The 9624-nt window shown below is 65.5% G+C and carries 9 protein-coding genes; 2 read left to right on the top strand and 7 right to left on the bottom strand.

Annotation, left to right across the window (positions count from 1 at the left end):
• Positions 1 to 95: 95 nt before the first annotated feature.
• The 5 genes from ACT6Y9_RS05535 to ACT6Y9_RS05515 form a co-directional block, all read right to left on the bottom strand.
• Positions 96 to 1799, bottom strand: a complete 1704-nt coding sequence (locus ACT6Y9_RS05535; RefSeq protein WP_443743798.1) for a M28 family peptidase — start codon at positions 1797 to 1799, stop codon at positions 96 to 98.
• 14 nt (positions 1800 to 1813) lie between these two features.
• On the bottom strand, positions 1814 to 2590 hold the full coding sequence (locus tag ACT6Y9_RS05530) for a creatininase family protein (RefSeq protein ID WP_443743797.1): 777 nt from the start codon (positions 2588 to 2590) through the stop codon (positions 1814 to 1816).
• 73 nt (positions 2591 to 2663) lie between these two features.
• On the bottom strand, positions 2664 to 4136 hold the full coding sequence (locus ACT6Y9_RS05525; RefSeq protein ID WP_443743796.1) for a sodium:solute symporter family transporter: 1473 nt from the start codon (positions 4134 to 4136) through the stop codon (positions 2664 to 2666).
• A 10-nt stretch (positions 4137 to 4146) separates the two neighbouring features.
• Positions 4147 to 4383: a hypothetical protein gene (locus ACT6Y9_RS05520; protein WP_443743795.1), complete on the bottom strand. Its 237-nt coding sequence runs from the start codon at positions 4381 to 4383 to the stop codon at positions 4147 to 4149.
• 288 nt (positions 4384 to 4671) lie between these two features.
• Positions 4672 to 6096, bottom strand: a complete 1425-nt coding sequence (locus ACT6Y9_RS05515) for an amidohydrolase family protein (protein ID WP_443743794.1) — start codon at positions 6094 to 6096, stop codon at positions 4672 to 4674.
• Positions 6097 to 6352: 256 nt separating this feature from the next.
• Between ACT6Y9_RS05515 and ACT6Y9_RS05510 the strand changes: the two genes are divergently transcribed.
• Entirely contained in the window at positions 6353 to 7648 is a 1296-nt protein-coding gene (locus tag ACT6Y9_RS05510) for a CapA family protein (RefSeq protein WP_443743793.1), read from the top strand.
• On the opposite strand, the gene ACT6Y9_RS05505 is transcribed toward ACT6Y9_RS05510, so the two are convergent.
• Positions 7594 to 7923, bottom strand: a complete 330-nt coding sequence (locus ACT6Y9_RS05505) for a GntR family transcriptional regulator (RefSeq protein ID WP_443743792.1) — start codon at positions 7921 to 7923, stop codon at positions 7594 to 7596. The genes ACT6Y9_RS05510 and ACT6Y9_RS05505 overlap by 55 nt on opposite strands.
• Before the next feature lie 172 nt (positions 7924 to 8095).
• Here ACT6Y9_RS05505 and ACT6Y9_RS05500 point away from each other — a divergent pair, with 172 nt between their 5' ends.
• Entirely contained in the window at positions 8096 to 8623 is a 528-nt protein-coding gene (locus tag ACT6Y9_RS05500) for a hypothetical protein (protein ID WP_443743791.1), read from the top strand.
• Positions 8624 to 8742: 119 nt separating this feature from the next.
• Here ACT6Y9_RS05500 and ACT6Y9_RS05495 read toward each other — a convergent pair whose 3' ends face one another.
• Positions 8743 to 9510 (bottom strand): GntR family transcriptional regulator, encoded by a 768-nt coding sequence (locus ACT6Y9_RS05495; RefSeq protein WP_443743790.1) that lies wholly within the window; start codon positions 9508 to 9510, stop codon positions 8743 to 8745.
• Between the last annotated feature and the right edge of the window lie 114 nt (positions 9511 to 9624).

The following is a 9624-nucleotide window of genomic DNA, read 5'->3' as shown; positions in this document are numbered from 1 at the left end:
CCTCGCTAACCTCGCCCTGAAGGACGGGGCTTGCGCGAGGCCTATCTTTTGGTCATCCGGGCCGGCCGTCTGCAGCTCACAAGCGGATTGAGCGCTCAGTCTTCGACGAGCGCGAGCGCCTCGCCGAGCTCCCAGGTGAGCTCGTTCACGCGGCGCCTCAACGCCGTGAGGAGGCACTGCCGGAAGTGCGGGTCGGCGCCCTGGAGCTCATCGACCCCGCGCAGCATCGGCACGTAGGGCGCGCCGGCCGCCGGGTCGTGACTGAAGATGCTTCCCTCGATGTAGCCGAGCGGGATGAGGATCCGCAGCACGTCGGTGACGGTGCAGTTGCGCGAGTGCGCCGTACACGCGCCGCGCTCGACCGTTGCGTCCAGAGCTTCGAGCGCACGCACGAGTCGTGCCGAGCGCTCGAGCGCCGCGGAGAGGTCGAGTGCGCCGGCAGCCTTTTCGGCCCAGACCCTCAGCCCGCGCTCGAGGTCCCTCGCCTCCGCCGCGGCGTCGAGGGGGAGCACCTCGTCCGTCACCGCATGCCAGACGGCGTCGAGGAAGACGCGGACGTCGCGGGCGAGGAATTCGGGATCGAGGTGTTCGACCGTGTCGTCCTTCGTGTGCCACCACCAACCGTACCCCCCGGACTTCGTGCCGCCGCCGAAGAGCGCCTTGAAGGCGTCGGCCGAGGCGCCCGTCGCCGGAGGCTGCTCGGAGACCTGGGAGAAGACTGCGGGGACGCCCACCCCCCAGAAGCTCATGTCGCAGCTTCGCGAATACCGGTGGCCTTCGTAGTTCTCAACGCCCGCCGCCTCCCGGAGCGCCCGCTCGGCGAGGCCGTGGGTCGCCGCGAGCGACGGCGCCTCGGTCATCACCGTTGCGCCGCACCCGCCGAGGCAGTCGGCGTTGATGTTGAGCACGCAGTACCGCCGGAGCTCCTCGAAGTGCGCGTCGCAGTAGGCGGTGGAGCCCGCGTAGCGCCCGTGAGAGTGCCCGGACCAGTTGACGATGCGCAGGCCGCGCCTGAGCTTCCCGGCGAAGGGCGCGAGGAGCCGCGCGATCTCGACGCCGCAGGCGTTCCCCGAGGCGTTGTCCATGGCGCCTAGCCACCACGAGTCGATGTGGCTCGTCACCATCACGAAGTCGTCCGATTCACCCGGAATGTCGGCCGTGAGGATGGGAAGGTCCACCCAGCGGGTGTCGACCTCGGTTTCGATTCCCGCCGCAGCGCCTTCTGCGGCGAGGCGCCGGAGCTCCGCGCCGTCGCCCAATGAGACGCTCACCGCCGGAATCGAAACGTAGTCGTTCATCGTCGCCGGCGTGGGCGACCCCCACACGCGCGAGACGATCATCTCGTGAATCGACCGGCCCGTGATGAAGACGGCCGCGGCCGCCCCCGCCTCTTGAAGCCGCCGCACGGCGGCCTCCGTCGCCAGCCCCTCGACGAGGGCGACCGCGCCACGAAGCGCGTCGGGGCCGAGTCCGGACGCCTCCGATCGGGAGAGGAACCGAAGCGGTCCCGAAACGCCCTTCGTCGCCGGCGTCATCGGGTGCGTCACGCACTCGAACGCCCGGCCGCCGACCTCGAGCCGCGCGCGTCCCGGCGTCGAGATGTAGGCGGGATGCGTCTCCCACCCCACGCGGCACCCTGCGCGCTCAAACTCCTGCGCCATGAAGTTGAGCGCGCGGGCCTCGGCCTCATTGGTGAGCCTCTCGCCCGTGCATATGCCCTCGACCGTGCGCATCAGCCGGTCGGGATCGACCGCGTCGAGGAGCTTCGCGAGCTCCACCGGAATCTGCCTCTTTGCCATCGCCGCGTCCCCCGCTACTCCCAGTCCTTTTCGGGAAGCTTCACCGAACGGTATTCGTTGATGAAGTCCTCGATCCACTTCGTCATGCCGTCCATCATCGCAACGCCCCATTCGCGGGTCGCCATCTTGGACTCCAACCCGCCGAAGCCGCCCGTGTTCACGGTGTCACGGATCTCGCGGATGATCTTCACAGGTGCGCCTTCGAAGAGAACCGTGTTGATGTGCACGGGCTTCAAGTTCTTCGTGGGCGCGGACACGACGTTGTCGAGGAGGTATTCGGGCTTGATGAGGTCGGGCCGGAAGGCCATGACCGCAGCGGTCTCCTGCGCGTCGCCGTGGCCGGTCGGCCAGGCCGGGTTGAGTTTGGGCGCGATGCCCCACCAGTCGATGAGGGCGACCAAACCGCCCCTGCGGTAGATCTCGAGCGCGGCCTTTTCAATCGCCGGATCGTTGCCGCCGTGACCGTTCATCACGACGAAGCGGCGCGCCCCGTGGCGGAAGAGCGACTCGAAGACCGCCCCCATCACCTTGATCATCGTCTCGATGCCGAGGTCGATCGTGCCGGGGAAGTTGATGTGGTGCGTTGCGACGCCGTACGGAATGGTCGGCGCGATCACGATGTGGTCCATTCCCGAGATGCGGCGGCAGAACTCGTCCGGGATCATCCAGTCCGTGCCGAGCGGCCCGACGCAGCCGTGCTGCTCGGTGGAGCCCACGGGAATGACGACGATGGTTTCGGGGTCGGAGAGGACCTTCCCGGCCTCCTGCCAGCAAAGATCAGCGAGATACATTTCTTTCCTCAATTTCGAAGGGGGTCGCCCGCGGGCGGCCCCCTGTTGGATGGACGGAGTCCGTCACGAAAGACTATTTGCCGAAATGCCTTTCGAGCGTCGCCGCCGTGGCGGGCGTCGTGAAGAGGCTCACGACGACGAGCACGATGCAGGTGGCGAACCAGGCGATGATGAGCGGGTTGAAGCCGAAGGAGAGGCCCGGGAGCTTCGTGAGCATCAGGAAGTAGAGCACTTCGCCGAAGATCATCGAGACGTAGACGCCCACCTTCGAGGTGCGCTTCCAGTACATGCCGATCACGATCGGCGCGGCCCAGATGCCCAGACCGCCGAAGGCGAAGAGGATGATCGAGAAGATCGAGCCGGGCTTCAGAATGCCGATCAGAATGGCGAGGATGCCGAGAACCACCGTCACGATGCGCGACATCCGCATCGTCTCCTCATCGGTCGCATTCCGGTTGAGGATGCGCTGATAGAGGTCGCGCGACACGGCCGACGTGGTCGTGAGGAGAAGCGAACTGATCGTGGACATGCCCGCCGAGAAGATGCCGGCGATCATGAGCGAGGAGACGATGGACGGGAGCCCGCCCTGGAGGATCAGCGGGACGATGAAGTCGGATTCCTTGCCTTCAATGCCGGGGAAGCTCACCGCGCCCGTGACGCCGCACCATTCGATGAAGACGGCGGACATCCACATGCCGAGCGTGCCGAGAATGACCGCCTTGAACATCGTCTTGTAGTTCTTCATGGTGAAGAACTTCGTGAAGAGATGCGGCTGCCCGATCGTGAAGAAGGACCACATGACGATCATCGAGGCGTAGTTCTGCCAGGGATAGGCGTTGTTGTGGCCCGGGAAGGTCATGTAGTTCGGATCCGCCGCGGCGAGCTTAGCGTTGATCGCCTCCAGGCCGCCGCCGAGACTCAACGACACGAAGAACGTGGTGACGGCCGTGACGCACATCAAGACGCCCTGAATGACGTCGGTGATCATCACGCTGCGGATGCCGCCCGCCATGCAGTAGAGCATGACGGTGACGCCCATGATGACGATGCCCACCCACTGCGGAGCACCCGTATAGGTCGTGAAGATCACGCCCGCGCCGATTGTCTGAGCGCCCATCATCGGCACGAGGAAGATGAGCATGAGGACGGCGAGGAACCCGCGGATGGCGGTCGATTCATAGCGGTCCGCAAGGTAGTCCGCCATCGTGAGCATCTGGTACTTGTGGCCGAGCCGAATGAGCTTGCGGCCGACGATGAGCGCCGGGATGATCATCGAGAACGCGATGCCCGGGACCGAGACGGAGAGGCCCGCGTAGCCGACGTGGTAGATCGAACCGGGCACGCCCATGAACGTGGACATCGAGTACTGCGTCGAGAAGTACGCGATGCCCGAGAGCACGGCGCCCGCCGAGCCCGACATCGTGAAGAAGTCGCGCAGATTCTTGTTCTGTCGGTTGCCCCACCAACCGATTCCGCAGAGGAGCAGGAAGTACAAGATGGTGACGAAGAGGAACGGCACCGTGGAGGTTTCTACTTGGTATGGCATGGAGTGCTCCTTATTCCTCGTCGTCCTGGTATTCGGGACGATTAACGCACTGCCGCCACCAGATGATGATCGTTGTAATCACGACGGCGCCGTAGATAATCCACCCGAAGATGAAGAGCGGAACGCCCAAGAAAGAAGGGATGTAGTCCGTGTCGTAGAACCACGGAAACGGCATCATGATGAAAATGTATTCGAAGAGGAATATGAGGGTCCACTTCCTTTCGAACGAGTTGCTCCATGCATTCATGGGAGCCTCCTTTTACCTGACTGCGGCAGGGGTCGCCGCAGTTGTTTCAGCGTGGCGCCTCGGTCCGCACGGCGGGCGAAGACGCGTTCTTCGAGTCTACACGCGGGATCGAGAATCCGCGCAGACCCGCCTCCAAAACGCACCGGGAATCAAACCAAGAGCGTGGTTCTCCTGAGGAGGCGCGCCGTCTGAAGACGAAAAACCGACGGAACCCCGAGGGCCCCGCCGGTCTGCGTTCATGGGTTGAGGGAGATGCCGAGCCCTCCGCGCCCGGTCAATAGGCCGCCACTAGGCCTTCTCGAGGATGGCGGAGTCGAAGTCCACCTTCTCGAGGTACGCGTCGAGCGGCACCTTGAGCGCGCAGTTGAAGAGGTTCGAGGCGACCATGCGGCAGCCGACCGCCCTGCGGCCCGCCTCGGTGGTGATCACGGTCATGCCGGAGCCGTAGAGGACGCCGTTCTTCATGTTGACGACGCCGCCCACGTAGGTCTCCACCGCCTTGGCGCGTTCGAAGTCGATCACGGTGACGTCGGCCGCCGCCCCTTCGGAGAAGTGTCCGCGGTCGAAAAGCCGCAGATGGCGCGCGTTGGTGAGGCTCGGCTTCATCACGAATTCCGAGAGCGAAATGACGCCGAACTTCACGAGGTTGAGGCCCATGGCGACGATCACGTTGCGCGGAATGCAGCCGTCGTCGGTGGACATGGCGTCCAACACGAACGTGCCGTCGGCGCGCTTCGCCTCGGTGAGCATCAGGCGCGAGCGCGCGACGTTGACGGGGAAGCATCCGACGACGTTCTTCGTGCCCATCTTCTCCCAGTAGGCGCAGGCCTCCTCGCCTTCGATGATCTCGGTGATGTAGCCCGTGTCGCGCAGTGCGACGAGGATGCGGCGGCGGAAGGCCTCGCGGGTGTCGGGAAGGCCGAAGATCCCGAGGCAGATCTTCGTCGCGTGGTCGAGCGCGCGGCCGTCCCCATCACACGTGAGATGCGTGCCGTTCAGGGGGCTCATGTACGCTTCGGACCAGATGTTCGGGTGCGCCGAGAGGAGCTCGAGCGCCTCGAGTTCAGGCGCGCGGATGCGGCCGCGGCAGTAGGAGTTGATGTGAGCGAGGTGGAGCCGCATGCCGCCCACGGCCTCGACCGCCTGACGCATGCCCTCGATGTCAGAGCCCGCCGTCATCGTACCGGCGTGCCAGGCGACGTAGGCGTCCTTTTCATTCGCGAGGTGCACGGCTTCGGTGCATGCCTCGAGCGTGAGCGGCCAGTGACCGCCGACGAGCTTGATGCCGAGGGCGCCACCCGCGATGCTCTCGTCGATGAACTGCAAGATCTGCACCGCGCTCGGGTTGTCCGTGCCGTAGCGCTGATTGGGTTCAAGCCGGTCGAGGATCGCAAAGTTGAGTCCCGCGCCCGTGCGGTGCGCCTCGCGCATCACTTCGTCCAAAGGACCGATCATGTCGATGCCCGTGGTGACGCCTGAGAGCGCCGACATGCGCACGCCGTAGGGCGAGCCGTAGATGCCGAGATGCATGTGCGCGTCGATGATACCCGGCACCACGAGAAGTCCCGCGCAGTCGTCCTCCGCTCGGGCGCGCCCGGTCAGCCCTTCGCCCACGGCGGCGATGCGGTCGTTCTCAATGGCGACATCCATCACGCCGTTGCGCTTGTTGTGGGGGGCAACGACATGGCCGTTTTTGAGCAGTACGTCCCACATGGCTCGGTCTCCTGAAGCTGATGCGCGCCGCACCTCGATCCGGTCGGCGTCTAAATTCAGGAGACAGCCTGCGCCGAAGGCGGCCGACGCCCTCGCATTCGGAAGCGACGTCCGGCAACTCAGTCAACTGATCGGCGCTTCTCCTTATGGAAGGCCCGTCTGCTCTGGCCGATCATAGCTCTCAAAAGTGAAACCCCGGCCCACCGTTCTCCGAAGCGCACGCTCCGGACCGAAAGGCCCTGCAGGAAGATCCACCATGAAGACCTCATTCATCGCCACGGGCGACAGCTTCATCACCCGCCACATCCCGCAAGCGGGCTACGAAGGGTTTGCCGACCTCTGCGGCCTGATCGCGCGGCACGACGTGCGTTTCGCGAACCTTGAAACCACATTCCACCGTCAGGAGGGATACCCGGCGGCCGCGAGCGGCGGCACCTGGGCCTATACGGACCCAACAATGCTCGACGACATGCTCCGCTGCGGCTTCAACCTCTTCAACACCGCGAACAACCATTCGGGCGACTTCGGGCAGACGGGCTGCGCGGCGACGATCCGCCACCTCAACGAGCGCGGAATGCTCTTCGCCGGCACGGGCATGACGCTCCAGGAGGCTGCCCGGCCGGTCTACCTCGAGACCCCCGAGGCGCGCGTTGCAATGATCGGCATCACTTCAACCTTCGACCCGGCCGCGGCCGCCGGCGGCCACTCGGGCGAGATGATCGGCCGCCCCGGTCTCAATCCGCTGCGCTTCAAGACGATCCACCACGTCACGAAGGAACACTTCGAGATGGTGCACGAACTCGCCCGCGTCACCCTCGTCAACTGGCCGATCGAGCACAAGATCTCCTGCGGCTACGCGCCTCCGTTCCCTGAAGGTCGCATGCCCTTTGGAAAGATGATGTTCGAGCTCGACCAACGCGAATTCATCGAGACGCGCCCCCACCCGGAGGACGTCGCCCGTACGGTTCGCGACATCAAGGAGGCGCGCCGGCAGGCCGACGTCGTGCTCGTGAGCCTGCACGCGCATGAAATGGTCGGGAAGTCCGTCGAGACGCCCGCGCAGTTCCTCGAAACCTTTGCTCACGCCTGCATCGACGCGGGCGCGGACGTCGTGATCGGGCACGGTCCGCACCTCGTGCGCGGCATCGAGCGCTACAAGGACGGCCTCATCTTTTATAGCCTCGGGAACTTCATCTTCGAGACCGAGACCGTGGCGCTGCAGCCCTACGACGCCTTCAAGGACTTCGGCCTTTCCGTAGACACCCAGGTGGGCGCGTACATGGACAACCGCAGCCGCTGCAACACGATCGGCTTTCCCGTGATGCCCGAGATCTGGCGCGCCGTCGCCGCGGGCTGGACGATCGAGGGCGGCCGCATCAAGGACGTTGTGCTCCACCCGCTCGACCTCGGCATGGATCTGCCGCGCGGCCGCCGCGGCGTACCGCGCCTCACGAAGAACGAGGCGGTGCTAGAGGACATCGTGCGGCTATCGAACCCCTACGGCACGCAGATCAAAATCGAGAACGGCGTCGGACGAATCGTGCTCGACTGAATGGCCCACAGGGTGCGGGCAGCTCCGGCCGCCGCCTCCTCGTGCAGGAAGGCGAGCTTCACGACCGGGTCGCCCGACCGCCTCGCCGGGTCGTCGGGCACGAACCAGTTGATGCGCTTGCGGAGCTCCTTCAGCGCCCGACGCACCGTGCCCTGGCTCACGCCGAAGAGCGCGGCAAGCTCGAACTCATTGGGGATGGGAGCGTCGGGCGTGAAGTCGCCGCGCCTCACTTTTTCGAGGATGCCGTCGGCCGTCTGGACAAACAAAGGCTTCATTGAGAGTCTTCTTTTTCTTCTTAGCGCATTCTGCTCGAGACCGCCCTCTCCAAAGGCGAAGAAAGGCAACTGAGTTGACAGGGCGCGCACACAACTACTTCTTCTTCCTTAAATTTTCAATGACCCCCCCTACTCCCGCCGCCTTCACGGCCCCCACCGCCGCCGGACCGCCATGCACCTCTCCCGCCGTTCGCTTCTGCTCTTCGTCTTCTGCGTCGCCAACCTCTTCGCCGGGTCGCTCTACTCCTGGAGCGTCTTCTCGGGGCCGCTCACGGCCGCGGACCTTGGCTTCATCTTCAGCATCGCCACGGGCATCAACCCGGTCGCGATGATCTCGGGCGGTTGGGTGAACGACCGCTTCGGCCCGAAGTACGTCCTCTCGGCGGGCCAGGGCGACGTGACGCTCTTCCTCGCGGGGCTCGTTCTTGCAGCGGCCTGCTACGGGAGCTTCGTGGGCGTATTCCCCGGCCTCACGGTGGAGACGTTCGGGCTCAAATACAACAGCGTCAACTACGGCATCATGGCCGCGGGCTTCTCTTCGGCCGGCGTTCTCGGGCCGGTGCTCCTCAAGACGCTCTTCACCCCGGAGGGATTCACCAACGCCTACCTCGCGGCCGAGGCGGTCTGCGCCGCCGGGCTCGGGCTCGTTCTCCTTCTCGTCTGCCGCCGCATGAAGGCGGGCGAAGGCGCGGCGAGCTGACGCTCCGCCGAAGAGAATGCATGGAGACTGCATCGGCCGGTTCGGAGCGCGACCCCGGGTCGGCCGTTTTTGCCGCAGACGCCCGCAGCACCCGGCAGACCGGGCCGCAGGCGAAGCCCTCAATTGAAGACGAAGTGGCAGCGGTCCGTGATGGTGGTGAGGTACCTCAGCTCCACCGCGCGACCCGTGACGTCGAAGGAGAGGCGCTGCAGCTGAATCGCCGGATAGGGCATCGCCACGCCGGCGGCGGCGGCCTGCTCGGGATTCACGAGCGCGGCCTTCGCCATGTCCTCGACGCGCGTCACCGTCACGCCGCACCGCCCCTGATAGAGCCCGTAGAGCGTGCGGAGGTCCTTGCCGAACATCTCCGCCGTGAGCGTCGGGAAGACGTCGCGCGGGAGGAAGATCTCATCGAACGCATCGACGACGCCCGGTTCGTTCTCGCCCGCGCCGATCGTCGCCGCCACGAGTTCGCGGCGCACGTGGAGCACCGGCGTGGTGGGCGTGATGCCGAGGAGGCCCGCGACCTTGAGGCTCGCCGGGATCTCTTCGAAGAGCACGAGCCGCGCGCGGGAGCGCCAGACGCCCTCGCGGTCCGGGCGGATGCGCACGAACTGCCGGTCCGTGAAGTCGCGGTTGAGGCCGTAGTCGTTGACGAAGGTGCCCTTGCCCTGCCGACGCACGAGAAGTCCCGCTTCAACGAGCTCATGGAGCGCCCGGCGGACGGTGCCCTGGCTCACCTGAAAGAGGCGCGCAAGCTCGATTTCGTTCGGAATCATCGTGCCCGCACTCCAGACGTCCTGCCGAATGCGCCGGGCGATCTCATCCTTCACGCCCTCGTAGAGCGCCTTGCGCTGCACGGCGGGGAAGAGTTGGTTGAGCGGCATGGGGGCCTCCTTTTGGTTTTTCTGCTTTTCCTCATCCTACCGCAGCGCCCGCCGCCCGCCGGCAGGGAGAAGCTGCGCGGCGCGCGTCAAAAGCGGGCGGCCGGCCGAAGAGGC

Source organism: Sutterella sp. (assembly GCF_052272535.1).
Lineage (GTDB): Bacteria > Pseudomonadota > Gammaproteobacteria > Burkholderiales > Burkholderiaceae_F > Sutterella.
Note: the sequence above shows the minus strand (reverse complement) of the source record. Positions and strands in the feature narration are given on the sequence as shown.

Bases quoted from the DNA above. Each gene is read 5' to 3' on its own strand.
- ACT6Y9_RS05505 (WP_443743792.1), bottom strand. From the start codon at position 7,923: ATGAAGCCTTTGTTTGTCCAGACGGCCGACGGCATCCTCGAAAAAGTG.
- ACT6Y9_RS05525 (WP_443743796.1), bottom strand. From the start codon at position 4,136: ATGCCATACCAAGTAGAAACCTCCACGGTGCCGTTCCTCTTCGTCACC.
- ACT6Y9_RS05500 (WP_443743791.1), top strand. From the start codon at position 8,096: ATGCACCTCTCCCGCCGTTCGCTTCTGCTCTTCGTCTTCTGCGTCGCC.
- ACT6Y9_RS05515 (WP_443743794.1), bottom strand. From the start codon at position 6,096: ATGTGGGACGTACTGCTCAAAAACGGCCATGTCGTTGCCCCCCACAAC.
- ACT6Y9_RS05495 (WP_443743790.1), bottom strand. From the start codon at position 9,510: ATGCCGCTCAACCAACTCTTCCCCGCCGTGCAGCGCAAGGCGCTCTAC.
- ACT6Y9_RS05520 (WP_443743795.1), bottom strand. From the start codon at position 4,383: ATGAATGCATGGAGCAACTCGTTCGAAAGGAAGTGGACCCTCATATTC.
- ACT6Y9_RS05535 (WP_443743798.1), bottom strand. From the start codon at position 1,799: ATGGCAAAGAGGCAGATTCCGGTGGAGCTCGCGAAGCTCCTCGACGCG.
- ACT6Y9_RS05530 (WP_443743797.1), bottom strand. From the start codon at position 2,590: ATGTATCTCGCTGATCTTTGCTGGCAGGAGGCCGGGAAGGTCCTCTCC.
- ACT6Y9_RS05510 (WP_443743793.1), top strand. From the start codon at position 6,353: ATGAAGACCTCATTCATCGCCACGGGCGACAGCTTCATCACCCGCCAC.